The 25,302-nt window shown below is 66.7% G+C and carries 30 protein-coding genes; 4 read left to right on the top strand and 26 right to left on the bottom strand.

Annotated elements, in window-relative coordinates; genetic code table 11:
* Positions 1 to 5 precede the first annotated feature (5 nt).
* Together BV210_RS13115 and cmk are read right to left on the bottom strand one after the other, a co-directional pair.
* Positions 6 to 908: an RNA-guided pseudouridylation complex pseudouridine synthase subunit Cbf5 gene (locus BV210_RS13115; RefSeq protein ID WP_077207079.1), complete on the bottom strand. Its 903-nt coding sequence runs from the start codon at positions 906 to 908 to the stop codon at positions 6 to 8.
* Positions 908 to 1,486, bottom strand: coding sequence for a (d)CMP kinase (gene cmk, locus BV210_RS13110; RefSeq protein WP_077207078.1), 579 nt, complete (start codon positions 1,484 to 1,486; stop codon positions 908 to 910). The genes BV210_RS13115 and cmk overlap by 1 nt, the downstream gene beginning before the upstream one ends.
* A gap of 162 nt (positions 1,487 to 1,648) precedes the next feature.
* Here cmk and BV210_RS13105 point away from each other — a divergent pair, with 162 nt between their 5' ends.
* Positions 1,649 to 2,701 carry an AI-2E family transporter gene (locus BV210_RS13105; RefSeq protein WP_077207077.1) on the top strand — a complete coding sequence of 351 codons (1,053 nt, stop codon included), beginning with the start codon at positions 1,649 to 1,651 and terminating at the stop codon, positions 2,699 to 2,701.
* Between the two features lie 4 nt (positions 2,702 to 2,705).
* On the opposite strand, the gene BV210_RS13100 is transcribed toward BV210_RS13105, so the two are convergent.
* Both BV210_RS13100 and BV210_RS13095 read right to left on the bottom strand, forming a co-directional pair.
* A complete protein-coding gene (locus tag BV210_RS13100) occupies positions 2,706 to 3,596 on the bottom strand; it encodes a DUF106 domain-containing protein (protein WP_077207076.1) in 891 nt (296 codons plus the stop codon).
* A 79-nt stretch (positions 3,597 to 3,675) separates the two neighbouring features.
* Positions 3,676 to 4,323, bottom strand: coding sequence for an adenylate kinase (locus tag BV210_RS13095; RefSeq protein WP_077207075.1), 648 nt, complete (start codon positions 4,321 to 4,323; stop codon positions 3,676 to 3,678).
* A gap of 106 nt (positions 4,324 to 4,429) precedes the next feature.
* Between BV210_RS13095 and BV210_RS13090 the strand changes: the two genes are divergently transcribed.
* Entirely contained in the window at positions 4,430 to 4,840 is a 411-nt protein-coding gene (locus tag BV210_RS13090) for a hypothetical protein (RefSeq protein WP_077207074.1), read from the top strand.
* Between the two features lie 6 nt (positions 4,841 to 4,846).
* Here the strand turns inward: BV210_RS13090 and BV210_RS13085 are convergent, their stop codons facing one another.
* The 3 genes from BV210_RS13085 to trkA all read right to left on the bottom strand — a co-directional run bounded on the left by BV210_RS13085 (position 4,847) and on the right by trkA (position 9,304).
* Positions 4,847 to 6,412, bottom strand: coding sequence for a TrkH family potassium uptake protein (locus tag BV210_RS13085; protein ID WP_077208060.1), 1,566 nt, complete (start codon positions 6,410 to 6,412; stop codon positions 4,847 to 4,849).
* Positions 6,413 to 6,482: 70 nt separating this feature from the next.
* Entirely contained in the window at positions 6,483 to 7,976 is a 1,494-nt protein-coding gene (locus BV210_RS13080) for a TrkH family potassium uptake protein (protein ID WP_077207073.1), read from the bottom strand.
* The gene (gene trkA / locus BV210_RS13075; protein WP_077207072.1) at positions 7,973 to 9,304 is read right to left on the bottom strand and encodes a Trk system potassium transporter TrkA; all 1,332 of its coding nucleotides are present in this window, start codon (positions 9,302 to 9,304) and stop codon (positions 7,973 to 7,975) included. The genes BV210_RS13080 and trkA overlap by 4 nt, the downstream gene beginning before the upstream one ends.
* Before the next feature lie 201 nt (positions 9,305 to 9,505).
* Between trkA and BV210_RS13070 the strand changes: the two genes are divergently transcribed.
* Positions 9,506 to 9,940, top strand: a complete 435-nt coding sequence (locus BV210_RS13070) for a universal stress protein (protein ID WP_077207071.1) — start codon at positions 9,506 to 9,508, stop codon at positions 9,938 to 9,940.
* The gene (locus BV210_RS13065) at positions 9,937 to 12,264 is read left to right on the top strand and encodes an amino acid permease (RefSeq protein ID WP_077207070.1); all 2,328 of its coding nucleotides are present in this window, start codon (positions 9,937 to 9,939) and stop codon (positions 12,262 to 12,264) included. The genes BV210_RS13070 and BV210_RS13065 overlap by 4 nt, the downstream gene beginning before the upstream one ends.
* On the opposite strand, the gene BV210_RS13060 is transcribed toward BV210_RS13065, so the two are convergent.
* From BV210_RS13060 to BV210_RS12970, 19 genes are all read right to left on the bottom strand, one after another.
* Positions 12,261 to 13,322, bottom strand: coding sequence for a DUF2304 family protein (locus BV210_RS13060; RefSeq protein ID WP_077207069.1), 1,062 nt, complete (start codon positions 13,320 to 13,322; stop codon positions 12,261 to 12,263). The genes BV210_RS13065 and BV210_RS13060 overlap by 4 nt on opposite strands.
* Positions 13,323 to 13,408: 86 nt before the next feature.
* Positions 13,409 to 14,557, bottom strand: coding sequence for a sulfatase-like hydrolase/transferase (locus tag BV210_RS13055; RefSeq protein ID WP_077207068.1), 1,149 nt, complete (start codon positions 14,555 to 14,557; stop codon positions 13,409 to 13,411).
* A gap of 64 nt (positions 14,558 to 14,621) precedes the next feature.
* Positions 14,622 to 16,253, bottom strand: coding sequence for an ATP-binding protein (locus tag BV210_RS13050; RefSeq protein WP_077207067.1), 1,632 nt, complete (start codon positions 16,251 to 16,253; stop codon positions 14,622 to 14,624).
* Between the two features lie 109 nt (positions 16,254 to 16,362).
* Entirely contained in the window at positions 16,363 to 17,832 is a 1,470-nt protein-coding gene (gene secY / locus BV210_RS13045; protein ID WP_077207066.1) for a preprotein translocase subunit SecY, read from the bottom strand.
* Between the two features lies 1 nt (position 17,833).
* Positions 17,834 to 18,343: an uL15m family ribosomal protein gene (locus BV210_RS13040; protein WP_077207065.1), complete on the bottom strand. Its 510-nt coding sequence runs from the start codon at positions 18,341 to 18,343 to the stop codon at positions 17,834 to 17,836.
* Positions 18,344 to 18,345: 2 nt separating this feature from the next.
* The gene (gene rpmD, locus BV210_RS13035; protein ID WP_077207064.1) at positions 18,346 to 18,810 is read right to left on the bottom strand and encodes a 50S ribosomal protein L30; all 465 of its coding nucleotides are present in this window, start codon (positions 18,808 to 18,810) and stop codon (positions 18,346 to 18,348) included.
* Positions 18,810 to 19,442, bottom strand: a complete 633-nt coding sequence (locus BV210_RS13030) for a 30S ribosomal protein S5 (RefSeq protein ID WP_077207063.1) — start codon at positions 19,440 to 19,442, stop codon at positions 18,810 to 18,812. Before BV210_RS13030 ends, rpmD begins: the two co-directional genes overlap by 1 nt.
* Positions 19,439 to 19,996: a 50S ribosomal protein L18 gene (locus tag BV210_RS13025; RefSeq protein WP_077207062.1), complete on the bottom strand. Its 558-nt coding sequence runs from the start codon at positions 19,994 to 19,996 to the stop codon at positions 19,439 to 19,441. Before BV210_RS13025 ends, BV210_RS13030 begins: the two co-directional genes overlap by 4 nt.
* 1 nt (position 19,997) lies before the next feature.
* Positions 19,998 to 20,447: a 50S ribosomal protein L19e gene (locus BV210_RS13020; RefSeq protein ID WP_077207061.1), complete on the bottom strand. Its 450-nt coding sequence runs from the start codon at positions 20,445 to 20,447 to the stop codon at positions 19,998 to 20,000.
* A complete protein-coding gene (locus BV210_RS13015; protein WP_084802633.1) occupies positions 20,444 to 21,523 on the bottom strand; it encodes a 50S ribosomal protein L32e in 1,080 nt (359 codons plus the stop codon). The genes BV210_RS13020 and BV210_RS13015 overlap by 4 nt, the downstream gene beginning before the upstream one ends.
* Entirely contained in the window at positions 21,523 to 22,059 is a 537-nt protein-coding gene (locus BV210_RS13010) for a 50S ribosomal protein L6 (RefSeq protein ID WP_077207060.1), read from the bottom strand. Before BV210_RS13010 ends, BV210_RS13015 begins: the two co-directional genes overlap by 1 nt.
* Positions 22,060 to 22,061: 2 nt before the next feature.
* Entirely contained in the window at positions 22,062 to 22,454 is a 393-nt protein-coding gene (locus BV210_RS13005) for a 30S ribosomal protein S8 (RefSeq protein ID WP_077207059.1), read from the bottom strand.
* Positions 22,451 to 22,666 carry a 30S ribosomal protein S14 gene (locus BV210_RS13000; RefSeq protein WP_077207058.1) on the bottom strand — a complete coding sequence of 72 codons (216 nt, stop codon included), beginning with the start codon at positions 22,664 to 22,666 and terminating at the stop codon, positions 22,451 to 22,453. The genes BV210_RS13005 and BV210_RS13000 overlap by 4 nt, the downstream gene beginning before the upstream one ends.
* Positions 22,663 to 23,196, bottom strand: coding sequence for a 50S ribosomal protein L5 (locus BV210_RS12995; protein ID WP_077207057.1), 534 nt, complete (start codon positions 23,194 to 23,196; stop codon positions 22,663 to 22,665). Before BV210_RS12995 ends, BV210_RS13000 begins: the two co-directional genes overlap by 4 nt.
* Complete coding sequence (locus BV210_RS12990; protein WP_077207056.1) at positions 23,193 to 23,903, bottom strand: 30S ribosomal protein S4e; 711 nt, start codon at positions 23,901 to 23,903, stop codon at positions 23,193 to 23,195. The genes BV210_RS12995 and BV210_RS12990 overlap by 4 nt, the downstream gene beginning before the upstream one ends.
* Entirely contained in the window at positions 23,900 to 24,262 is a 363-nt protein-coding gene (gene rplX, locus BV210_RS12985) for a 50S ribosomal protein L24 (protein WP_077207055.1), read from the bottom strand. The genes BV210_RS12990 and rplX overlap by 4 nt, the downstream gene beginning before the upstream one ends.
* Positions 24,259 to 24,657, bottom strand: a complete 399-nt coding sequence (locus BV210_RS12980) for a 50S ribosomal protein L14 (RefSeq protein WP_077207054.1) — start codon at positions 24,655 to 24,657, stop codon at positions 24,259 to 24,261. The genes rplX and BV210_RS12980 overlap by 4 nt, the downstream gene beginning before the upstream one ends.
* Positions 24,657 to 25,016: a 30S ribosomal protein S17 gene (locus tag BV210_RS12975; RefSeq protein WP_077207053.1), complete on the bottom strand. Its 360-nt coding sequence runs from the start codon at positions 25,014 to 25,016 to the stop codon at positions 24,657 to 24,659. Before BV210_RS12975 ends, BV210_RS12980 begins: the two co-directional genes overlap by 1 nt.
* A complete protein-coding gene (locus BV210_RS12970; protein ID WP_077207052.1) occupies positions 25,007 to 25,300 on the bottom strand; it encodes a ribonuclease P protein component 1 in 294 nt (97 codons plus the stop codon). Before BV210_RS12970 ends, BV210_RS12975 begins: the two co-directional genes overlap by 10 nt.
* Positions 25,301 to 25,302 lie beyond the last annotated feature (2 nt).

Genomic DNA, 25,302 nt, shown 5'->3' with positions numbered 1-25,302 from the left:
TGCGCTCAGACCAGTACGCGTTCTAACTCGACGACGGTCCCCGAATCACCGTCGGGGTCACCCACCAGCCGACCGAGACAGATCGCCGTCCCGTTCGGGGTGTAGCAGGCGGCGAGCGGTCGATCCGCCACGTCGTCGGCGTCGAGAGCGGAGTCGATCACGCCCGGTGCGTACACCGGCGCGCCCTCGGCGACCTGTGCGGCGGCACTGGGAGCGATGGTCACGGCCGGTAACGGTTCCAGGGCCTGCTCGGCGGGCTGAACTATCTCTCGCAAAGGCCCGTCGTCGCCGTCCTCGGTCCACCACGCCAGCGCGTCGGCGAGGTCCTCGAGCGTCACCAAGTCGCGGTCGTCGAACTGGCCAGTAGAGGCCCGGCGCAGGTGGCCCATGTGCGCGCCGGTCCCCAGCGCCAGCCCGAGGTCGTGACAGAGTTTGCGGACGTACGTGCCGCTCTCACAGCGAACCCGCAGGAGTGCGCGGCGGTCCTCCACCTCCAGCACGTCGAGATCGTAAATCTCCCGGACCCGGAGCTGGCGCTTGACGGCGCTCTTGCGAGGCGGTTTCTGGTAGATCCGACCCTCGAACTCGGCGGCGACCGATTCGAGGTCGACGGGGGCCTGTGCGTGGAGTTCGAGGACGGCGACGTACTCCTTGACGGCGTCGTCGAACACCTGGGCGGCGCGGGTGGCGTCGCCGAGCAGGAGCGGCAGACAGCCAGTGACCTTGGGGTCGAGCGTACCGGCGTGGGCGACGCCGTCGATGCCGCCCGGCACGGCGTCGGCGACCATGTCCCGGACCCACGCGGCGACCTGGTGGGCGGAGGGGCCGGGCGGTTTGTCGAGGTTGACGACGCCGAACTGGAGCAGGTCGGCGACGGATCGGTCGTCGGGACCGGGGCGGTCGACCATCAGAACTCGTAGCGGACGCCCTCGACGGGGTATTTACCCTCGTCGGGATCCGGGTCGTAGGACTCGGCGGCCGACAGCACGAGCGAGAGGCAGGCGTCGGCGTCCCAGCGGGCGGTGTTCACAGTTAAATCGTAGATCGAGCGGTCCTCGATGTCGATGTTGTAGTACTCCCGATAGCGCTGGGCCTCACTGGCGGCGCGGGCGCGAGTCTCTTCGAGCACCTCGTCGAGGGGTTTGTCCTCCCGGTCGGCGATGCGGTCGGCTCGCACGTCGAGGGGTGCGTCGAGCCAGACCCGGAGGTCGGCGTACTCGGCGGCCATCCAGCCGGCGAGTCGCGATTCCAGGACCAGCTCGGTCGACTCACGGGCGGTCTCGCGGAGCCGGCGGTCCAGATCGCGGTCGATCTGGTCGTCCTCCTCGGCGAGTTCGTTGAACTCGACCAGCGAGTAGCCGCGGTCGTCGGCGAGCGCGCGGAAGATGTCACCCCCACTGACGTGCTCGTACCCGAGCGCGTCGGCGAGTCCCGCGGCGAGCGTACTCTTCCCGCTGCCCGCGGGGCCGGAGACGGTAATCAGCATATCAGTCCTGCGTTGGTCGCGGTAAAAGAGGTTGTGTCTTCGGCCGAAACCCGGCGAACCGCCACACTGGTCTGCGAACTGCACCGCCGGGGAACGACGGCCGGGCGACCTGCTGTCCGTTCCAGACCCGGGCTTTTGGGGGTGGCAGCCCTCACCGTATCCATGGAGGTATCATGGACGGTGAGCCGTGCGCGGGCGGCCTGGGCGCTCGTCGGCCTCGCCGTGGCGGCGCTGGTCGCCTACGTGCTGGTATCGTTCGTCGGCGCGCTGGCAGTCGGCGTCTTCCTCTACTACGCGGTGCGGCCGGCGTACCGGGCGATCGAGCGGCGGTTCGGGCGAAGCGACCTCAGCGCCGCGGTCACGCTGGGGCTGGTCGGCGTCCCGATCCTAGCTGTGCTGGGGTACGCCGGGCTGGTAGCCGTGCGGGCACTCGACCGCTTCGCCGCCCACGCGAACCTGGCCCGGTACCGATCGCTACTCGCTCCGTATCTCGACGTGGCGTCGCTGACCGAACCGCAGGCGCTGCTCGGACTCCTCGGTGGCAACCTGGGCCGGGCCGCGGGCTATCTCGGCCTCGCGACGACGTGGGGGATCAGACTGTTCGTCGCCGTCACCGTGGCGTATTACCTGCTGTGTGACGGGGACCGCATCGCCGACTGGTTCCGCGACACGTTCGGGGACTCGTCGGGATCCGTCGCCTTCGCGGAACGCGTCGACGCCGACCTGACGAGCATCTACACGGGGAACCTGCTGGTGATCGGCGTCACGGCTGCCGTTGCGACCGGTGTCTACGCCGCACTCGGGGCCGTCGCCCCGGCACCCCTCGCGATCAGGTTTCCGATCCTGCTGGGACTGTTGACCGGTATCTTCACGCTGGTGCCTGCGGTCGGGATGAAGCTGATCTGGGTGCCCTACGCGCTGTCGCTGGTCGTCCGGAGCCTGCGCGCGGAGGCCGGCCTGTGGTTCCCCGTCGTCTTCGTCGTCGTCACGTTCGTCGCCGTCGATTTCGTTCCGGACGTGTTCGTCCGATCGTACCTCTCGAAGGGGGGTCTTCACATGGGGCTGCTTCTGTTGACGTACGTGCTGGCGTCGATCGCCTTCGGCTGGTACGGAATCTTTCTGGGGCCGATACTGCTGGTGGTGGCGATCCACTTCGCCCGCGAGGTGGTCCCAGCGCTGGTCAGCGGCGAAGACGTAAGCGTCGAAAACGGGTGAGGACTCAGGTCGGCGTCGTCTGGATGTTCAGCGACTTCCGGATGATCTGGGTGAAGCCCATCGAGCAGAGGAAGTACCAGAGGATCCAGGCCTGCAGCGGGCCGAGAACACCCTCCGTCCAGCTCGTCGTTCCGATCAGCGGCAGCGTGATCGTCTGGGGGTGGATCGACTGGCTGGGCGAGAGCAGCATCCAGTACATCCACAGGAACACGGGGATGGTGAGCAGCATGATCCAGACCATCGGTCGGATCTGCTCTTTGAACATCCCCATCTGGTCGCCCATGGCGTCCATCTGTTCCTGCTGTATGCGGTCCAGCGCTTCCTCGTCGCCGCGTTCCTTGGCGTCCTTGCGGCGCTCCTGAATCTCCTGCATCTGCTCCTGGTACTCGCTCATCTTGTCCATGTCCATCAGGTTGGCCTGCAACAGCGTCGAGTACAGGCCCGTGAGCATGGCGAGCACCATGACGACGACGTAGAAGGGGAGCATCGCTTCCAGCGGCCCGAATAGAACGTCGAGCGTCCCGCCGATGACGTTGCGGACCGACGGCAGCGAGTAGCCTGCCATCATCCCCAGCGCACCGACACCGGCCAGTTTGTCGTAGCTCGACCACGAGGACTCCTCGTCGCCGTCGGCGGCCGCATCGCTCACCTCGTCGTCGGAGAGCGCGTCGCGGACGCCGTCGGGGTCGTCGACGACGAACCCGGATCCGTCGGCGTCGACCAGCAGGCCCTTCTCGATGAGGCGACCCCACTGGCCGCTGGTCATCTCGTCGCTGACGTCGCTCCACTCGACGGTCCCCTCGGACTCGGCGGCGTCGAGCACGACCTCGAGCGCGTCCAGCAACTCGCCGTCCTCGCGGGCGAGCGACTCTACTTTCTCGGCGGTACGTGGCATTGTCGGGACTCTAGGCACCACCGCTAATCAAGCTTTTACTCTGTCCTCGGAAAACGACCGGCCGACGGCGTCGATCCGGTCAGCTCTGCGCTTCGATGGCGTCCTCGATGTCCGCCCACACCTCGTCGGGAGTCTGTTCGCCGTCGATCTCGACGAAGCCGTCGTGGTCGCGGTAGTGGTCGATGACGGGCGCGGTGTTGTCCTCGAACACGTCGAGGCGGTTGTTCACCGACTCCTCGTTGTCGTCGTCACGCTGGATCAACTCCCCACCACACTCGTCACAGACGCCCTCTTCCTCGGGCTGGTCGAACTCGACGTGGAAGTTCGTCCCGCAGTCGTCACAGACCCGGCGGCCGGTCAGCCGGTCGACGAGTTCCTCGCGGCTGACCGAAAGCGAGAGGATCACGTCGAGGTCGGTCATGTCTTCGAGTTCGTCGGCCTGCTCCATGTTGCGCGGGTAGCCGTCCAGCACGTAGCCGTCCGCGCTCTGGAGCGCCTCCTCGACGATGGCGTTCACGACGGCGTCGGGCACGAGGTCACCCGCCTCCATGTACTCGCGGGGCGTGTCGTACTCGGTGTCCATGTCCGAGATGTCCATGTCCTTGTTCGCCCGCAGCGCGTCCCCGGTGGTGACGTGTTCCACGTCGAACCGCTCGGCGATGCGGCTGCTCTGTGTCCCCTTGCCTGCGCCCGGCGGTCCCAGAATCAACACGTGTGCGTCTGCCATGTGCTCGGCTTCTCCACCACGGAACTTCTACCTGTTGCTCTCGAGTTGACCACCCCGACCTCCACGAAGGACCCCGCTTTTGTCCCTGGCCGTCCTCGATTCCGGTATGACCGCCGAGGGGAGCGACGCGGCCGAGAGACGGACGGCCATCGCGAAGGCCATCGTCGCCCACCGCAAAGCCGGCAGCGAGTCGCCCGTCCGGTTCGTCGCCGGTTCGTCGAGCGGCGACGAGGCCGCGGACAGCGGGTCCACCCCCTCCGACGACCGGCCGGCCGTCGAGTACCGCGACCGCGAGATTACAGTGTGGGTCGACGGCGACGAACGCGACCGGCTGGACGCCCTGCTCGAGGACTTCCACGTCTTCAAGATCGCCCAGCCAGCCACGCGCAAAGCCCCCGACGGTGAGATTCACTGCTCGGCCATCGCGGACCCGAAACACGCCGCGGACTTTCTGGATCGCCTGTTTCTCGACGTGTTCGAGCGATCGGAGGGGTACGACCTCCGGGTCGAGAAGTGACGGGAGTCAGGCGCCGTCTTCGAGGGTGATGACGAAGAGGGCGAGTACTGGGACGATTTCGAGCCGCCCGATCCACATCAGGAACGTCATCCAGAGCTTCGAGACGGGCGAGAATTCCAGATAGCTCCCGAACGGACCGACCACGCCGAATCCGGGACCGATGTTCCCGATGGTCGCCAGTGCCGCGCTGAACGCCTCAAGCGTCGAGATGTCGAAGCCGATCCGGGCCGCGTCGAGACTGAGGAACACCGCCGAGACACCCATGAGGACGAAGTACAGCACGGTGAACACCAGGATGCCCCGGACCGCATCCTCGTCGACGACGTTCCCGCCGAGTTTGACCGGCTGAACCACGTCGGGTCGGGCGGTCGTGTACAGTTCCCGGCGGAGGGCCTTGATCGTCACCAGCCAGCGGACCACCTTGATCCCACCACCGGTCGACCCGGCCGAGCCACCGATGAACATCGCGAACAGCAGGATCATCTTCCCGTGGGTGTCCCACTCGGCGAAGTTCGACGTGGCGAACCCCGTCGAATTCAACAGGGACGCGATCTGGAACGCCGCCTGCCGCAGTGCGTTCTCGGCGACGCCGTCGGTCGCGCCGCCCAGATCACCGAGTGCGGGGGCCGCGCCGCGATAGAGGACGAACGCCAGCACGGCGACGACGACCGCGATCGCACCCACGTACGCGCGAAACTCGGTGTTCTCGAAGATCGCGTCGAACTCGCCCCGGAGGACGTGCCAGAACAGCGCGAAGTTGACCCCGGCGACGACCATGAAGGGGATGAACACCCACTGCACGACCGCGCTGAAGTACGCGATGCTCTGGGCCTGCGGGGAGAACCCGCCGGTCGGCAGCGTCGAGAAGCCGTGCGCGATGGCGTTGTAGAGGTCCATCCGCGGCGCGAATTCGGTGAAGCTCAGGCCGTAGAGCAACAGCATCAACAGGAGGGTGAACCCGACGTAGATGAGCCACAGCGCCCGCGCGGTCTCGGCGATCCGGGGCGTGAGCTTCTGCAGTTCCGGCCCGGGGGCCTCGTTTTGCATCAACTGCGCGCCGTTGACCGCGACCTCGGGGAGGATGGCGATCATCAGCACGATGATCCCCATGCCGCCGAGCCACTGGATGAGCTGTCGCCACAGCATGACGGCGTGGGAGTGGCGCTCCAGTCCGATCTGTCCCAGTACCGTCGCGCCGGTCGTCGTCACGCCGCTGGTCGCCTCGAACAGCGCGTTGACGGGGTTCGCGAGCGTCGAAGCGGTCCCCTGCCCCGCGAGGAAGAAGGGAATCGCCGCGACGACCGCGGCGGCCAGCCACGACAGCGAGACGAGCAGGAGCGCTTCCCGGGCTCCGAGGTCCGGGTCCGAGTCGAGTCGTTCCAGCGCCAGCCCCGCGGTCACACCGATTACCAGCGAGACCGCGAAGACCCAGACGTCCTCGCGGTAGACGACCGCGACGAGCAGCGGCAACAGCATCGTCAGCGAGAAGAACTTGACGACGGTCCCGAGGAGGCTCAGACTCGCGCGCCACTCGAAGGGCGTCCCCGGAACGCGTGACGTGACGCGAGACACGTCTGCCGTCACTCGACAGGTCGACATGAATCCATCGGCTTGGGCCGACCGCCCCGGGGTCAGGTCTCCGTCAGGACCGCCAGTACGCGGGCGTCAGGATCACCAGAACGGGGATGATCTCGATGCGGCCCACCCACATCAGGACGATCATCGCCAGTTTCGTCGTGTCCGGGAAGTGAAGGTAGCTCCCGTAGGGGCCGGCGGCACCGAAGGCCGGCCCGATGTTGAGGAAGGTCGAGGCGGCCGCACCCATCGCCTCGAACTCGCCGACGCCGCCGGCCACCCGGGTCGCGTCGGTGACGACGAAGACCGTCAGCAGGGCGAAGATGACGAGACTCAGGAGGACGTACGCGTAGATGTCCTTGATCGTCTCCTCGTCGACCGAGGACCCGCTGAGCCGGACGGGGCGGATCGCCTCGGGGTGAATCTCCGTAAACAGGTCCCGCCGCAGTGACTTGACGACGACCAGCCAGCGCAGCGTCTTGATCGAGCAGGTCGTGCTGCCGGCCATCCCGCCGACGAACATCCCCAGGAACAGGATGTGCTTCGCGCCCGCCGACCACAGGTTGAAGTCGACCGTCGCATAGCCCGTCGTCGTGACGATGGAGACGACCTGAAAGAGCGCGTGCCGGGCCAGCGGTTCGACGCGGTCGAACTGCCCGCCGCCGGCCAGAAAGACGGCGGTCAGCCCGGCCGCCCCGAGGACGATCGCGAGGTAAAACTGGAACTCGTCGCTCTCTCTGAGCCGGCTCGGATCCCCCTTGAGCAGGAAATAGAGGAGGACGAAGTTCGTCGCACCGGTGAACATGAACAGGATCGTCACCCACTGGACCGCCGGGGAGAAGTAGCCGAGACTCGCAGGCTGGGGAGAGAAACCGGCCGTCGAGACCGCGGTGAAGGCGTGGGCCACCGCCTGATACACCGTCACGTTCGGGGCCAGCCCGGCCGCGTGCAGGGCCAGCCACGACAGCACCATCAGCGCCGTCAGGCCGACGTAGATCATCCCGAGGAGTCGCGCCGTCTCCTCGATCCGTGGCGTGAGTTTCGTGAGATCCTGGGTCTGTGTCTCGGTCTCCATGAGCTGTGCGCCACCGACCGAGATCTGTGAGAGGACGGCCACGGCGAGCACGAGTATACCGAGCCCACCCATCCACTGGAGCAGCGACCGCCAGAGGTGGATCGACTTCCCGTGGGCGTCGAAGGAGTCGATCACCGTCGCCCCGGTGGTCGTGACGCCGCTCATCGACTCGAACATCGCGTTCACGGGATCGGCTAGCACGCCCTGGCCGGCGAGGACGAACGGGATCGCACCGACGAGCGCGATGGCCAGCCACGTCAGCGCGACCATCAGGTACGACTCCCTGAGTCCGAGGTCGCGCCGGTCGAACCGTTCCAGCGAGAAGCCGGCAGAAATCGTCAACACGAGTGGAATCAGGAACGGGACGACCGCCTCGCCGTACCACGCTGCGACGGCAGCGGTCGCGGCCAGTGGCAGGGTCAGGGCCTTCAGCACCGTGCCGATGAGTGTCGCGCTCGTCCGCCAGTCGACCGCAACGGGGCTCACAGTTTCTCGGTCACTTCCGAGAGCGCGTCGGCGTCGCTGAACACGACGACGTGGTCGCCCCGCTCGATCACGGTGTCACCACGCGGTTTGATGAGCGAGTGGCCCCGCGTGATCGCCCCGACGACCACCCCGTCGGGGAGTTCTGCCATCGACTCCTGGATCGGGCGATCCACGAGCGCGCTCTCGGCGTCGACCTCCAGTTCGATGACCTCGGCGCAGTCGCCCTCGATGATGGCGACGTTCTCGGCGCGGCGCGCCCGGGTGAACCGGGTGATCTCCTCGGCGGTCGCCTCGCGCGGACTGACCGCCACGTCGACCCCGACGGCCTCGAACAGTTCCGTGAACTCGCCGGTGTTGACGACCGCGACGGTCCGTGCCGTCCCCATCCGCTTGGCGATGAGCGTCGAGAGGAGGTTCTTCTGGTCGTTGTCCAGCGCCGAGACCAGCACGTCCGCCTTACCGACGCTCTCGCGTTCGAGCAGTTCCTGATCCGTTGCGTCCCCGTTGAGGACCGTCGTGTTCGGGAGGTTCTCGGCGAGCCAGCGGGCGCGGCCCTCGTCGCGCTCGAACAGTCGGGGCTTGTATCCGCTCTCTTCCAGCAGGCGCGCGACCTGATACCCGATCTCGCCACCGCCGACGACCACCACGTCGTTGGCCTCGTCCGCCTGCGGCGCGACCGCGGTGCTGAACTCGCGCATGCTCTCGGGACTCCCGATCGCGACGACGTCGTCGTCGGCCTCGATGACCGTCTCACCCGTCGGGACGAGGACCTCGTCGTCCCGGAGGATGGCGGCGAAGGTCAGCGAGTCGAAGCGGTCGGCCTCCGCGACGGTCTGGCCGGCCACCGGACTCTCCGCCGGGATCTCGAACTCGGTCATCTGGACCAGCCCGTCGGCGAACATGTCCACGTCCTGGGCCGTCGCGAGGCCGATCACGCCGACGATGGATTTGGCCGCCAGCAGGTCCGTACAGACCATGAAGTCCACGTCGAAGGCCCCGCGACGCTGCTCCCAGGCGCGGAGGTACTGCGGTTGTTTCACCCGGGCGATTGTGAAGGGGTCGCCGACGATGGCCGACACGCCGCAGGTGACGATGTTCGTCTCGTCGCTGTCCGTGCTGGCGATGAGCATGTCCGCCCCGCCCACGCCCGCCTCTTCGAGCGTGTCCAGATCCGTCCCGTCGCCCTCGATCGGGAGCACGTCGTGTGAGTAGGTGAGTTCGTCTACGCGCGCGGGATCGGTGTCGATCACCACCACGTCGTGATCGGACGCGAGGCTGGCCGCGATACTCGAACCGACCTGCCCCGCGCCGACGATGATTACCCGCACGGTCGATCACCAGCACCCGTCATTGGGAGTCCCTTCCGGCGGGCTACTCAAGAGAATTTCCCTTCCTCCGGTCCCGCAGTCGAGACCGCATGTCCGAGAAGTTAAGGTCGGTCGACTATCAGTCCCGCACATGATGGGACGGATTCGGTCACGAGAAAGGGGAATCGGACCGACCGAACGGTGGCGCGCGGACGGACCACGATGACCGACCTCTTCGATCGGGTCCTCCTGCCGGTCGCGAGCAGGGATGACGCACGGACCACCGCGCGAGCGTTCGATTCGTACGGAGCAGACGCCGACCGCGTCGTCGCCGTCCACGTGATCGAGAAGGCCGGCGGCGCTGTCGACAAGGCCTCCGTCGAACAGCGCGAGGAGGAGGCCGAGAAGATCTTCGCCGTCGTCCGCGAGGAACTGGGCGAGGGCGTCGAGACCGAGATCGCCTACGGCACGGACGTGGCCGAGACGATCTTCGACGTGGCCGACGAGATCGACGCGACGGCTATCGTCTTCACGCCGCGGGGCGGGAGCCGGTGGGTCCAGTTGTTGACCGGCGACGTGGCGCTGGACCTGATCACCGAGACGGATCGGCCCGTCGTGGTCCTCCCTGACGAGGAGACCGACGGAGGGGATGGATGAGCGACGAGGAACTCGCCAAGGACCTGGGGCCGCTGGCCGCGCTGACCATCGGCGTCGGGACAATGATCGGCGCGGGCATCTTCGTGTTGCCGGGCGACGCGATCCAGCTGTCCGGATCCTTCGCCGTCGTCGCCTTCCTCGTCGGCGGTGGGATCGCCCTGCTCACGGCCTTATCGGCCAGCGAACTCGGGACCGCGATGCCCAAATCGGGCGGCGCGTACTACTACGTCAACCACGCACTGGGCCCCCTGTTCGGCTCGATCGCCGGCTGGGCCAACTGGCTCGGGCTGGCCTTCGCCTCCGCCTTCTACATGGTCGGATTCGGCGAGTACATCGCTGCCATCGCCGGACTGGGCGAGAAGATCGACTTCGTCGGCGGACTCGTCGGCCTCGTCCGGCAGGTGGGACTGGGCTCGGTCGCCGACTGGATCCGTGCGACCGTCGGCCTCGGCGTTCTCACCGCAGACACCGTGACGTTCCTGGCGGTGCTCGGCGGCCTCTTTTTCATCTCGGTCAACTACGTCGGCGCGAAGGAGACCGGCCGGCTCCAGAACATCATCGTCGTAATCTTGATCGCGATTCTCACGGTCTTCACCATCGCCGGGGCGCTCCGGGCCGATCCGGCGAACCTCCCGGAGGCCAGGGGATACGGCCCGATGATGGTGACGACGGGCATCATCTTCGTCTCCTATCTCGGGTTCGTCCAGATCACGAGCGTCGCCGAGGAGATCAAAGACCCCGGGCGAAACCTGCCCCGCGCCGTCATCGGCAGTGTCGTCCTCGTGACGGCCATCTACGGCCTCGTGTTGATCGCGATGAGCGCTGCGGTACCGCAGGGCTTCATCGCCGCCGAACAGGGGGCCGGCAACATCGTCGTGGTCTCGGCCGCCCGGGAGTTGCTCGGCCCGCTCGGAGCCGTCGCCATGCTGTTCGGTGGCCTGCTCGCGACGGCTTCCTCTGCGAACGCCTCGATCCTGGCGTCCTCCCGCATCAACTTCGCCATGGGCCGGGATCGCCTGATCACGCCCGCGCTGAACGACATCCACGACCGGTTCGCGACGCCCTACCGCTCGATCGCGGTCACCGGCGCGCTCATCATCGCGTTCATCGTCGGCGCGAACGTCGTCGGCGGGGACGCCGTCGTCTCGCTGTCCAGCACCGCCAGCTTCCTCCATCTGGTGATCTACGGCCTGCTCAACATCGCGTTGATCGTGATGCGGACGGCGGATCCGGCCGACTACCAGCCCGACTACACCGTCCCGCTGTACCCGTTCACGCCGATCCTCGGCGCGATCACCTCCTTCGCGTTGATCTACTTCATCGAGCCGACCATCGTCACGCTCGGGTTCGGACTGGTCGCCGCCGCCGTCGCGTGGTACTTCGTCTACGCCCGCACGCGCACCGAGAAGCAGGGCATCCTCGGCCAGTACGTCCAGGCACGCTCCGAGGACATGCCCGATTCCGCTGTGGCTGCGGCCGAGGGTGTCCAGCCCGACGGCGGCCAGTACAGGGTGATGGTCCCGCTGGCCAACCCCGAACACGAGACGGAACTCATCACGCTCGCCAGCGCCATCGCGAAACAGCGCGACGGGAGCGTGCTGGCCACCCACATCGTCACTGTCCCCGACCAGACCTCGCTGGCCTACGGGGCCGACCACGTCGACGACCTCGACGCCGAGTCGGCCGACCTGCTGTCCGCCGCCGAGGCCGACGCCGAGACGTTCGGCGTCCCCGTCGAGACCCAAACGATCCTCTCACACCGCTCCTTCGAGGAGATTTTCACCGCCGCCGAGTCACACGAGGCCGACCTCGTCGTGATGGGCTGGGGCCCCGACTCGCACGGTTCGCCGGGCCGGGCCGAGTCCGCCATCGACGAACTCGCACAGGATCTGCCCTGTGACTTCCTCGTCCTGAAGAACCGGGGCTTCGACCCCTCGCGCGTGCTCGTCCCCACCGCCGGCGGCCCGGACTCCGAGCTGAGTGCCGCCACCGCGCAGATGTTACAGGCCGAGTACGACTCCGAGGTGACCCTGCTGCACGTCGCCGACGACGAAGACACCGGCCGAACCTTCCTCTCGGAGTGGGCCGAGGAGAACGGCCTCGGGGACGCCGACCTCCGGGTCGAGACCGGCGACGTGGAAACGGCCATCGAGACCGCCGCCGGGGACGCGACCCTGATGATCATCGGCGCGACCGAGGAAGGCCTGCTCGAACGGCTCGTGCGCGGGTCGCTCGTGCTCGACGTGGTCGACGAGGTGGAGTGCTCAGTGTTGTTAGCCGAGAAAGCCCGCGACCGGTCGCTGCTGGAACGCCTGTTCGGCTAGCGGATCCAGGTCACGAGGATCGTCCGCATCAGCCCCAGCGCGTACCTGACCTTCGGCTTCTTGCTCTCGCCGTGTTCCCGCTCGGCGATCGTGACCGGGATCTCCCGGATACGCAGCCCGTTCTTGCGCGCCTCGATGAGCAGTTCCGGTGCGCTGAACTGCTCTTCGGTCAGCGTCAGGTCGTCGAGTCGCGACCCACGGATCGCCCGGAACCCGTTCGTGCAGTCGCTGATCTCCATGTCCGTGAGCAGGTTGATCAGCCACGTGAACGTCCGGATGCCGACCTGCCTGACGGGGCCGTTGCCCGAGCGGTCGGTCCCGATGTAGCGCGAGCCGACGACGTAGTCGGCGTCGTCGTCGACGATCGGCCCGATCAGGTTGTCGAGCTGATCGATCGGGTGCTGGCCGTCGGCGTCGATGGTGACCACCACGTCCGCCCCGTTCTCCCGCGCAATCTCGAAGCCCGTCTTCAGCGCGCCGCCCTGCCCCTGGTTGATCGGGTGTTCGACGACCGCCGCGTCGGTCTTGCCGGCCCGGCGAGCGGTCGCGTCCGAGGAGCCGTCCGAGACGACCAGCGGCACGACCTCGTACCCTCGGACCGTCTCTGGCAGGGAGTCCACGACCGACTGGACGCTGTCGGCCTCGTTGTACGCCGGGATGACGACGTAGACCGTTCGTTCCCCGTCACCGTGGATATCGGCCTGATCCACGGTGAGACTCCGGGTGAGTTCGGCGATCGTGAGCTGCTGTTCGCGAAGCCGGCCGATGACGTACAGCACGAGCGCCATCAGCAGGACGGTGGCCACCAGCGAGATGACCAGCGGCCGCCGCTCGATCCGCAGAACGTTCCCGAGCGCGTTGAACAGGTCGGGAAAGACTGCGATCACCAGCGTGCCGGCCGCGATGGCCGTCGCCACGCCGAACTCCGTCTTCGAGAAACTACGCCGGTAGCGTCTGAACCCCCAGAGGAAGGTCAGGAGGGCGACGGCCACCAGCACGGCCGTCAGCGTCGGGCTGTCGAGGCCGGTGGCCTGAAAGGGCGACCCAGTGGCCAACATGCTAATTGAACTTCGATTTCGTGAGAACCGTTAAATGCGTTGTGTCTCGGCCCGCACACAGGCCCACAGGGCCGCGTACGGCCCGCTCACCCCGCGTCCGCGTACCCCAGATCCTGCAACTGGCGTTCGACCTCGTCGGACACCTCCGTCCGGTCGACCGCCACCTCCTCGCCGCCCTCCGTCATCGACACGTCTGCGTCCCGGGCGATCAGTTTCCGCTCGAAGTCCTGCCACGCGACCGTCGCTTTCTCGTGCCAGGGCGCGACCGTCACCGCTTCCTCGGTCGCCGCCTCGGTCAGGTCCGTCCCCTGCCAGGCATCGGGCGCGTCGATCCCAACCCCGGCCGCCAGCGTCGGCCCGATGTCCAGCAGACTCAGCCTGTCGCCGGTCGTCTCGACCCCGTCGAGAACGACTGGCACCCGGATCACCGTGTCGGGCACCCGCCGGCGGTACCCCTGGTGGTAGTAGTACTCCTCCTCGCCGAACTCGTCACCGTGGTCGGCGGCGAAGGCGAAGATCGGGTCCTCGCTGTCGATCTCCGTGAGGACGCGCTCGATCCGGTCGTCGACCCGACCCAGCGCGTCGCGGTAGGCCGACGTGATGATCCCGCGTTCCGCGTCGGTCACCTCCGAGGAGCCGAACCAGTGGCGACCGCCCGACGCCTCGGCCTTGCGGTCGATCGCAGAGGGAATCGCGTCCTCACCGGTGCCGTAGGGTCGGTGGCTCTCCATCTGGTGGACCCAGAGGAACCGGGGCCCGTCGGCGTCGTTGAACCGCTCGATGGCCTCGTCGACCACCTCGTCGTCTTCGGGCAGGTCGTCCATGTTGGCCTCCATCGGATAGACCCGGCGGTACACCTGCCGGACGATGTCGAACGAGCCGAGATACTCCCGGAGACTGCTCCGCCGGTTCGACGCGGCGTTGCCCGACCCGGACATGTAGTTGTCGTAGTGGTCGAAGCCGTCGTCGAACCCGAAGGCCGGATCGGCCTGTGCCGTCGGCACCAGCCCGATGGTCGTATAGCCCGCCTCGCTGAACGCCTCGGCGATCGTCGGCCCGACGACCCGCGACTGGACCGACGCACGCAGCCGCGAGGACTGCAGCGCCGCCAGACTCGGCCGCGTGTAGTGGCCTGCAGTCACGCCAGTCAGCACCTCGTGATCGGAGACGAAGGGCATGGCGTCGACGAAGTCCCGACGAACCGAGTCCGCGGTCAGCAGTACGACGTCTTGCATGCAGTTGCCGGAGAACGCGGGACGCCGATATTAGGTCTTCCGCCTCGCCGCCGTCGCGGCGACCTCACACGCCAGTGATCTCGATTCGGACGCCGCCAGCCTCGCTCTCGGTCAGCGTGCGCTCCCAGTCGTGGGCGTCGACGACCTCGTCGACGATCGCCAGCCCGAATCCGGTCCCGTCGTCGGCCGTCGAGTAGCCGCTCTCGAAGACCGACTCCCGCTCCTCGGCCGGGATCCCCGGCCCGTCGTCTTCGACGAAAAAGCCCGTCCCGTCGGCGAGTGCCCCCACGCGGATCGTCACGTCCTCGCCGCCGTGTTCCAGTGAGTTGCGGAAGAGGTTCTCCAGCAGGTGCTGGAGGCGGGTCGCGTCCGCCGTGAACGTCAGGTCGCCATCGACTTGGAGGGTTGCCTCGCCGGCGTCGACCATGCGCCAGGACTGACGCGCGAGGCCGGACAGCGTCACCGATTCCGTCTCGTCGATCGGCTGGCCGTGGCGGGCCAGTGCCAGCACGTCCCGGATCATCGTCTCCATCCGATCGAGCGCCTGACTGGCCGTCCGCAGGTTCTCGTCGTCGCGACTGTTGCGGGCCAGTTCCAGACGAGACATCGCCACGTTGAGCGGGTTCCGGAGGTCGTGACTGACCATCCCGGCGAACCGATCCAGCCGCTCGTTCTGCCGTTCCAGTTCCCGCCTGTATCGCTCCCGCTCCGTGATGTCAGTAAAGACGATCAGTCGCCCCAGGGTCGCCTGGCCAGCGGCGAAGGGACTCTCCGAGACCTGATAGTACCGGACGCCGTCGTCGCTGGCCCGCTCGACGATCCCCTCCCCGGAGTCGAGCGCGTCCGTCACGTCCGGGACGATCGTCCAGAGCGGGTCGCCGAGCACGTCCCCCCGCAGTTCCGGGAAGCGGTCCCCTGCCCGGTCGTTGTAGTCGCGAATACGATCCGCGTCGTCGACGACGATGATCGGATCGTCGTGACTGCCGGCCAACTGGACCGACCGGAACCGGTCGAGGTAGACGAAGGCGACACCGACGGCGAAGACGGCCACGCCGAGCGGTTCGTAGGTGATGTCGATGAGATACGGCGTCGCAAAGCCCACGATGTCGAACACGATGGGCAGCCCCGTCGCGCCGACGAGCGCCAGCAGCGGCGTCGTGTCGTACCCGACCTGTGCGAAGTACTCGAAGAGCATGAACGCCCCGACGATCGCGAGCGCGTACGACAGCCCCATCACGATCCAGTGGAGCGGTTCGTGCGTGACCGCGAGATGGGGAAACGGCGTCGCGGTCGGCGTCGCGGAGAAATACAGCCCGTGGACCGGGTTCGTGAGCTTCACCGCCACGATCGCCAGAAACACGCCGACCGCGACGCGGCGGAGGCTCACGTCGCGGTGCAGCGACCGATTGGTGTACGCCGAGCAGAAGTACAGCCACGGACCGACGGTCGCGAACCCGACGACGAGTCCGACGAGATAGAAGCCCTGTTTCAGTGGTTCGGTCGGCGCGAGCAGGAAGCCCACGTGCGCGAGTGCCCAGCCACCGCTCGTGACGAGTAGCGCCACGAGACCGCGTCGCGTGTCCGTGTCCTCGATCCGGGTGACCCGGCCCACGCTGGCGAAACAGCCCACCGCCGCCACAGCGAACGCCGCGATGTAGGCGACGAATACGGGATCGACGGCCGGAACCAGCTCCATTCGGTGAAAAATGACGGGAGACGGGCAATAAGCTACCGGTCGCTTCGAGCGAGCGCACGTACGTCCCGATACCGAACCGCGGTCGAGAGAGAAGAACGGGTGCCCGGTGTTAGCCGAACATCTGGCGCATCATGGGGTGCATCTCCATGAGCTGCTCTTCTGCGATCTCCTCGTACAGCTTGTACGTGATGGAGACCGTCAGCAGCAGGCCGGTCCCACCGACACCACCGATGGTGCCGAGCATGTTGGCCATCACGGCCAGCAGGCCGACAAGCGCGCCGCCGATGACGGTGACCTGGGGGATGTACCGCTCCAGAACCTTCTCGATGACGCCGGGGTTCTGCCGGAAGCCGGGGATCTGCATCCCGGAGCCGTGGATCTGCTGGGCCGTCGCTTCGGGGCCCATGTCGGTCGTCTCGACCCAGAAGATCGCGAAGATCGCGCCACCGATGACCATGAACGTCAGGTCGACGGAGACGCGGATCGCGATCTGCCAGAGTTCCGCAGTGGTCTGACCGAGCGCCGGGATCCAGTCACCCGGGCGCTGAATCGGCGCCATGTAGTAGAACAGCCCGCCGGTGGGCTGGGACTCCGAGTACGTGCCGAGCCAGGCCGGCATCCCCGCTCCGAGCTGTGCGTTCAGGATCCGCCCCAGGAACTGGAGGTTCGCCTGCAGCGCACGCACGAGGATCATCGGCAGGACGCTCGCGTAGATCAGCTTCACCGGGAAGCGACCGCGCGCGCCCTTGACCCGTGCGTTCGACAGCGGAATCTCGACGCGCACCGACTCGGCGTAGACGACCACCACGAAGATGAAGATCGTCGTCGCCAGCCGGATCAGGCCGAATTGCGAGCTCATGAGCACCTGCTGGAGCCCCGAGCCGAACAGCGACCCGATCGGCTGTTCGCCGATCGCGATCAGGATCCAGGACGGGAAGAACCCGACCTGTTCCGAGCCGATTCCGGGCAGGGCGAAGAAACCGCCGATGAGGCGCTGGCTGACACCGGCGACGATGAACAGACCGACACCGGAGCCGACGCCCCACTTCGAGATGACCTCGTCCATGTAGAGGATGAGGATCCCGCCCATGAACACCTGGGCGAAGATCAGCATCTTCACACCGGCGAGCCCGATTCCGAGGCTCTGTGCGACCTGCGGGCTCGCGGGCAGGAAGTTGCCGGCGAAGACCATCGGTAGCCCCGTCAGGATACACATCACGATCACCAGCAGCTTCTGGAGACCCTGGTAGAGCACCTGGTCACGGGGGTTGTTCTGGGTGTCCAGTCCCAGCAAGTCCGCACCGCCGAGCAACTGCAGGACGATGGATGCGGTGACGATGGGACCGATCCCAAGCTGGAGGATCGTCCCCTGCCCGCCGGCGAGGATCGAGCGGAAGCGCCCGAAGATGTCGCCGCCTGCTGTGCCCAGTCCGTACAGGTAGACGTTCGTCAGGAAAAAATACAACACCAGCACGCCGGCCGTCCAGGCCAGCTTCCGTTTGAACGGAACGTGGCCCTCCGGCCGTGCCACTGAGGGCATGCGGGTGAGTACCGGTTCGGCGGTTTCTTTCCAACCCATACTACGCGGACCCTTCTTCCTCGCTTGTATCCTTATCGGATTCGTCTTCGCGTTCGGCCTGTCGTTTCTCGCCGCGTTCGGTGAGCTCCGCGCTGCCACCGGCCGATTCGAGCAGTTCCCGGGCCGACTCGGAGAAGTCGTCCGCGAGGACGGTCAGTTCGTTGCGGACCTGCCCGCCGCCGAGGACCTTCACCGCGTCGACCTCGTGGCCGTCCTCGACGACGTCCCGCACGTCGATCCGGAAGCCGCCGTCGGTCTCTTCGGCAACGCCGTCGGCCGCCAGTAGCGCGGCGTCCTCGTCGAGTTCGCGGAGGTCGATCTCCGCGATCTCCTCTTTGAGCTTCTGGGGGCGCTTGAACCCGGACTTGCCGAGCGGTTCGTAGTTGTGGAACTCGTGTTTGTCACGACCGGCGCGACCGCGGCCACCGCGGTGACCCGCGCCACGACGGTTCTTGTGACTGCCGCCGCCGTGCGTCCGCGAGCCGCGCTGTCGTTTCTTTTTGCTCGTCATTGTTATCGCATCGCTGTGAGGAGATCGTCGATCTCCTCAGTTGTGTGTTTGCCGAGCTGTCCGTCCGTGGACGCCGGGCCCTTCAGGCCGTCGTGACCGCCACGGGGCGGGTGCAGTCGGAGCACCGGTGCCAGACCCTGCTCGCGCAGCGTCGTCTCCTCGGCGATCAGCGCGAAGGCGAGGCCGTCGATGGCGTCGTAGTCCGTGTTCTCGGCGACCCACTCGTCGTCGATGTCGGCGTCGCCCTCGAGGGGTTCGCCTCGCGTCTGCAGTAGCGTCTCGACGGTCGCCTGACTGGGTTCGCCGTAGGCGACGTAGTCGTTGACCTTGTGGATCATCCCGCGGTAGGCGTCGGTCTCCGGCACCAGCGTGCAGTGGTTCACGTCGTGGACGTTCAGCATCTCCAGCGTGTCGCTGACGTCCTCGGCCATGTTCACGTCACCGCGGATCTGGACGAGCGCCTGCATCACTCGATCACCTCTCGTTTCTCCATCGTTCGCTGGGGCACGCGGGCCTCGGCCGTGTTCTGCAGGGCGTTGAACGTCGCCTTCGCGAAGTTGACCGTGGTCCGGGTGTTCCCCGAGGAACGGGTCCAGATGTCTTCGATCCCGGCGAGTTCGAGAACGTGCCGGACGGTCTCCCCGCCCGCCAGTCCCAGCCCGCGCGGGGCCGGCTGGAGCTCGACCTCGACGCTGCCCGCCTTGCCGGTCGTCCGGAGCGCGACGGTGTGGGGTCGCCCACAGCCACACTCCCAGGACCCGCAGCCACGGGAGACGTCGATCAGGTTCAGCTTGCCGATGTCGATCGCCTTCTGGATCGCACCGCCGACCTGGTCGTCACGCCCCTCGGCGTAGCCGACGAGGCCGTCGCGGTTGCCCACGACGACGACACACCGGAACTTCACCCGGCGGCCGGAGTCGGTCATCCGCTGGACCATGTTGATGTCCAGCACTTCGTCTTCGAGGTCGGGGACCAGCTGGTCGACGACCTCCGGTTCCTTCAGCGGCAGACCGGAGTTGAGGGCCTCCTTCATCGAGTCGATCTCGCCCTCCTGTACCTTCCGGCCGAGCCGCGTGCGCGGTTCCCATCCGTTGCTCATAGTTCAGCCTCCATCAGTGTCTCTCGCACGTCGCTGAAGTGCGACGGCAGCTCCGTGGCATCGAACTCCCCGGAGTACAGCGGCTCGTCGAGCTGTTCGGCGTACTCGGCGATGTGTTCGCCACTGGTGCGCTCCCAGTCGGCGAGCACGCTGTCGTTGTGGGGGATCTCGAGCCCGGCGTCGATTGCACCTTCCTGTACTGCGAACACCTTACTGCCCGGCGTGGCGGTGTTGAGGCCGATGTCGAGCACGGCCTCCTCGAATCCGTTCGCGAGCGCGCGCTTGCCTGCCAGCAGTCCCGTGAGATAGGCGGCGGGCAGGTTCCCGGTGGGAGCCTCCCAGCCGAACTCCTCGAGATCGCTGGAGTGTGCGCTCGCGACCGTCTCGTCGCCCTGCGGGCCAGTGACGATCAGCTGCGCCGTAGTATGCTGGTTGCTCTTGCGAGCGACCAGCCGGGGTTTCCCGGATTTCAGCAGGCGCAACCTCTGGTGGTAATCGGTTCGTGCCTCGCGGCGACGCCGCATCGGCACCTTGTATCGTGGTCCTGTTGCCATGTCATTCGCCTCCGTACTGATTGTCGATGAATCGCTCCATGTCGGCGACGCTGTCGAACTCGCCACCGCCAGCCTGGTCGTAGAGCTCGCGGTACTCCGAACTCGACAGGTCACCGTCGTCTCGCATCTCGCGCAGCCGGTTCCGCTGTGCGCGGATGCGGCTCTCCCAGTCCTCCTTGGGGTCCTGGCGGCCGCCGGACTTGCCCTTCCGGGAGCCGGCGTTCTTCTGGTGGCCGTAGGCGCGCTTCTCGGCGCGCTCGCGGGCCCGGCCGCGTGAGTTGCCCTTCGCGTCCTCGGACTGGATCGTGCCCTGGTCGATCAGTTCACGAACGTCCTCGCGCGTGATCGCGTCGGCGATTTCGCCCTGCTCCTCGGGGTCGAACCAGATCTTGTTCTTCCCGACGTCCAGGATGTCCGACGCGAGCCGTTTCTGTGCACTCAGATCCGTCATTCTTCGACCTCCACTTCGACGTAGGTGGGGTTGAGGACGCGCACGCCGCGGTCCTCGGCTTCCTCTTCGATGCGTTCGCGCTTGCGGCCGCCGACCTTCGAGGCGATCCGGACCGCCTCGCGGTCGCCGTCGACGCCTTCGAGGTCGTCCACGTTGTGGACGCGAACCTCCTCGAAGCCGCTCGGGTGTTTGCCCCGAACCGCTTTCGGGGTGCGGAACCCGGCCTGAACCGTGTCGCCTTTGCCCTTGATGCCGCGGCGCTGCTTCGAGAGCTGGCCGCGTGGGCGACGCCACGAGGTGGGCACCCGCTTTTTCTTGTGGTAGTCCTGGCGGTTGAACTGCGGTTTGCCTTCGCGTCCCCGCTGGTTAAGGAGCCGCTGCTCGTTCTCGGAGAGGTCCGGCGTCTTCTCGGTCAGCCCGCGGGCCTGGAGTTCCGTCTCGACGTCCTCGGCCTCCTCTGGTTCGGGCGACTCGTCTTCGACTTCGGCCTCGGTCTCCTCGCTGACTTCGAGTCCGCCCACGTCCGCCTTGATGCGGGCCGCCAGCGCGTTGCCGATGCCGTCGACTTCGGACAGGTCGTCCTGGCTCGCACCGCGAACGTCGTCGACCGTCCGGTAGCCTTCGCCTTCCAGCGCGGCCGCCTTCGAGTCGCCGACGCCGCTGATGTCGGTCAGGTCGTCGTAGGTCTCGTCGGCCTCCTCGGCCGCCGAGTCGTCGCCTTCGACCTCCGCGTCGGTCTCGTCGTCGACTTCCACGTCGCCGACCTCGGCCTCGATGCGGGCCGCCAGTGCGTTGCCGATGCCCTCGATGTCGGTCAGGTCGTCCTGACTCGCCTCCGCGAGGTCGTCGGTCGTCTCGTAGCCGGCCCCGCGAAGGGTCGCAGCGGTCTGGGTGTCGACGCCCGCGATGTCGGTCAGTTCGTCGTCGCCAGCCTGCTCACGCTCGGCGGCGTCGCCGGCGAGTTCTTCCTCGTCGACCTGCGTGGCGTCGTCTTCGGCGGCGACTTCCTCTTCGAGTTCGTCGTTGTGAGCGTCCTCACCACGTCCCTCTCTGCTCTTGTCTTCGTCTTCTGTCATCAGGCCTCACCTCGGTTCGGTTTCGCGGTGATGTAGACGCCGTCCTGGAACACCCGGATGTCCTTGTCCTTGACCCGGGTGAGCTGTTCGATGTCGGCGGCGGTCTGGCCGACGGCCTCGATGTCCGAGCCCGTCAGGGTCAGTTCCTCGCCGTCGACGCTGACCTCGGTGTCCCCGTGGATGGTGGTCCGCCGGGGCGCTTTCTCGCCGAGGAAGTTCTCGATGACGACCTCGTCGTTCTCGACGCGGACCTTCATCGGGAAGTGAGAGTAGAAGACTTCCATCTCGTACTCCCAGCCCTCGGTCACGCCGTGGAACATGTTCCTGACGTGACTCTCGAAGGTGCCGAGCGTCGAGTTCGTCTTGGCGTCGTCGTTCTCGCTCTGGATGACGACCGCGCCATCCTCGATGGAGACGTCGACGTCCGGGTACCAGAGCCGGCGCGTCACACTGCCGTTGGGACCCTCGACGCTGAGGTCGAGATGGTCCATCTCGGCGCTTACCTCGTCCGGAATTTCGAGTTCTGTGCGTGGCATTGTCAGTATACGTAGGCGATCACCTGGCCACCGATGCCCTCCTCGCGGGCCTCGTAGTGGCTCATGATCCCGTGGCTGGTGGTCACGACGAGTGTGCCGTAGTCCCGAGCGGGGAGGAACCGCTTCTCCCACTTCTCGAACTCGTCTGCGCCCGCCGAATAGCGGGGCTTGACGGGGCCACACTCGTTGATCGCACCCTTCAGTTCGACCTCGAACTCACCGGCTTTGCCGTCGTCGACGAAACTGAACCCGTCGATGTACCCGCGGTCGTAGAAGACCTCGAGCACGCTGCCGATCTCGTTCGAGGCGGGCGATACCGTCTGCTCCAGATGTCCGACGCTTTCGGCGTTGTTCAGCCCCGAGAGCGCGTTGGATAGCGGATCGTTGCCTGTCATGAGTATTTCCTGAAGCCCATGCCGCGTGCGATCTCGCGGAAGCACTGACGACAGAGGTAGATGTCGTACTTGCCGACCAGTCCCTGCTCGCGACCACACCGCTGGCAAGAGCGGAGTTGCTCCGTGCGTTTCGCCGTCTGCTCGCCGGTGGCGTCGCGGACCTCCTCGGTCTCCTCGCCCTCGGCGTCGGCTTCTGTCTCGCTTTCGCTCATTCGTTGACCTCCACGTCGTAAGCCGCCTCGACGTACGCGACTGCGTCGTCGGGGTTCAGTCGGTGGTTCGACGGGATCGACCGCGAGGCCTTGTCACGCTTGGCCACCCGGTAGCCGGGGCGGACCATGTTGACCGTGACGTCCAGCCCGTAGATCCCGATGTTCGGATCGTACTCCTGGCTCGGGAAGTCCGTGTGTTCCTCGACACCGAAGCTGAAGTTGCCGGTGTCGTCGAACTGGGACTTCGAGAGGTCGACGAGCGGAATCGCCGTCTCCAGGAACGACTCGGCTTCCTCGTCGCGCAGCGTGACCTTCGCACCGATGGGGTCACCCTCGCGGATGTCGAACTCGCCGACGGTCTCCGTGGCCGTCGTCCGGACCGGCTGCTGGTCCGTGATCTCGGCCAGGATGTCCTCGGCGTTGGCCAGTTCGCGACCGCCCTGCCCGACGCCCATGTGGACGACGACCTTCTCGATGCGCGGTTCGCGCATCTCGTGGAAGTCGCCACCGGATTCGCTCTCGGAGCTCATTCGTCGTCACCTCCTTCGACGAAGTTCTCGTCGATCACGACGACGTACTCCTCGACGGTCTCGAAACCGTCGTCGTCCTCTTGCTCGACGAGGACGTTGTTCTCGGAGCTGCCCGGCGTGATCTGGATCTCCTCGATCCGGCCGATGTCACCGGCGTGTGCGCCGGCGACCGCCGTCACGAGTTCGCCTTCCTGGTAGGGGAAGTGGGCCACGATTTCCCCGTCGTCGTTGTCGACGACGATGGAGTCGTTGCCGCCGTACTCGCTGTCCTCGTCGACGGTCAGCGTCTGGCCGTCGTGCAGGGTCAGCTGTACGTCCCCACCGGGGATGTGCTGTTTGTTGACGATCTTGCCCAGCTTCGAGCCCGCCGACTCCTCGTCGATGGGCGTCAGGGCGAGCCGTCCGCCCTCGCCGGGGAACACGCGGTAGTACTCCTCGCGCTCGGTGAACGCCAGGATGTCGAACATCCCGACGGGTCGTTCCTCGTCCGAGACCGCCTTGCCGTTGATCAGGACGTTGTCCTGGTTGAGGGCGTAGCGGGCCTCCTTCCGGGAGTCGGCGTACTCCAGTACGTCCCGCAGGACGATCAGCAGGGGGACCCCTGCTTCGCCGTGCGGACCGGCGTCTGCCTTCACCGTGAACGTCTCGGTCTTGCGCTCGACCGGCCAACTCTTCGGGACGGAGAGTCGTTTCTGATGTTTCGTCATGCGCTATCCTCCTCCGATTCGAGTCGCGCCTGCCGCCGCTCGTCCTCGAGGTCGAGGGCCGTCACGCGGAGGTTCGACGCGTCCAGCGGCCGGGGCACTTCCTCCCCGTCCGCCTTCTCCAGCGTCACGTCCTCGACGTGGACGACCTGATCGGTCAGGTCCACGGCGACGACCTCGGCTTCCTCGCCGGCGTGGTCGCCACGCAGGACCTCGACCGTGTCGCCCGCGTTGACGCGGACGTTTCGCTGGCCGTACTCCTCGCGGAGGTCGTCGGCCAGCGTCGCCCGCACCTCGGCGTGGCGCTCGTGCAGCGGCGCGCGCTCGGTCTGGGTTCGCTGTTTGTGTGGTTGTCGTGTCATACTATCATCGTAGCCGTGCTCGCGATGGAGCCGAACCGTTCGGCGACCTCGCGAGCGATGGGACCCTTGATCTCGGTCCCGCGGGGTTCCTCGTTCTCGTCGATGATGACCGCCGCGTTGTCCTCGAACTTCACGCGTGTGCCGTCCGGCCGCCGGATCGGCTTGCGCTGGCGGACGACCACCGCTTCGAGCACCTGGCGACGCATCTCCGGCGTCCCCTTGGTGACCGAGACGGTGATCTTGTCACCGAGGCCCGCTTTCGGGTGGCGGTTCAGCGTCCCGGAGTACCCCGAGATGCTGACCACCTTGAGCTGGCGTGCGCCTGTGTTGTCGGCACACGTGATCAGCGAGCCCTTCTCGAGGCCCTGGGTGACGTCGGCACCGAGTGCCTCCATCAGTCGTCACCTCCAGCGGCGGCCACCTCGGTGGCGTCCGCCGAGGCCACGCGTTCCACGACGACGTGGCTTTTCGTCTTCGAGAGCGGTCGTGTCTCTGCGATACGGACCGTGTCGCCCACCTCCAGGTCCACGCACGGGGGTGCGTGAGCCGGGACGCGCGACCGACGCTTCATGAATCGGTCGTACTTGGGCACCTTCACGTCGTACTCGCGTTCGACGATCACGGTCTTGTCCATGTCCGTGGAGGCGACCTCCCCTTCGAGCGTCTGCCCACGCACACTGAGTGTGCCGTGGAACGGGCAGTTCTCGTCGGAGCAGGCCTCCTCCGGCCGTTCTACGTTAAGTCCTAGCGCCATTTCGAATCACCTGTTCGTTCCGTGCGCCGCGCAGGCCGCGCGACCAACTGTTCGCCCTCGACAGTGACCGTTTCACCGCCGGGAAGATCGAACTCGAACGTCGCGTCGCCCTTCGGCACTTGCCACACCCGCTCTGCCGTACTACCCTCTATCGACAGGGTCCGCGTCGTCTCCATCACGACCTCGCCGGCGATGCCGACGAGATCGGGGTTGGACGCGGCGACCACCCGAACCGGGCGGCCGATGAGTTCGTGTCGCGTGAGCGTCGCGGGTGTCAGTGGCATCG

Origin of the sequence: Halorientalis sp. IM1011 (genome assembly GCF_001989615.1) — an archaeon.
Lineage (GTDB): Archaea > Halobacteriota > Halobacteria > Halobacteriales > Haloarculaceae > Halorientalis.
Note: the sequence above shows the minus strand (reverse complement) of the source record. Positions and strands in the feature narration are given on the sequence as shown.